General features: G+C 65.1%; 1 protein-coding gene. It reads right to left on the reverse strand.

Annotated elements, in window-relative coordinates; translation table 11 throughout:
• Positions 1-588: NAD(P)/FAD-dependent oxidoreductase (locus HV744_RS36695; protein ID WP_175154103.1), on the reverse strand; the 588-nt coding region annotated here is incomplete at both ends.

Raw genomic sequence — 588 nt, forward strand, 5'->3', positions numbered from 1 at the left:
TCGGAATGCTGGTGATGCAGCGTCCACGGCACATTGCCGCCCAGCAGCTTCTGCTCGATGCCGACCATCAACGTGCCGAGGTACAGGCCCTTGCTCATCCACTGCTTGAAGTTGCGCGCCCGATGCAGCTCGCCATGCAGCCACGAAGTCTTGAAGCTCTCCGGATAGGCGGTGAGTTCATCCGACTGACGTCCCGCCTGCACCGCGTCGAACGCGGCTTCGGCGGCCAGCATGCCGGTCTTGATCGCCGCATGCGAACCCTTGATCCGCGATGCGTTCAGGAAGCCCGCGTCGTCGCCGACCAGCGCGCCGCCCGGGAACACCAGCTTCGGCAGCGACATCAGGCCGCCCGCCGTGATCGCGCGCGCGCCGTACGACACGCGCTTGCCGCCTTCCAGGATCGCGCGGATCACCGGATGCGTCTTGTAGCGCTGGAATTCCTCGAACGGCGACAGATACGGATTCGTGTAGCCCAGACCGACCACGAAGCCCACCACCACCTGGTTGTTGTCCATGTGATAGAGGAACGAGCCGCCGTAGGTATCGTTCTCCAGCGGCCAGCCGGCGGTGTGCATCACCAGCCCCGGC

The organism is Paraburkholderia ultramafica (assembly GCF_902859915.1).
Lineage (GTDB): Bacteria > Pseudomonadota > Gammaproteobacteria > Burkholderiales > Burkholderiaceae > Paraburkholderia > Paraburkholderia ultramafica.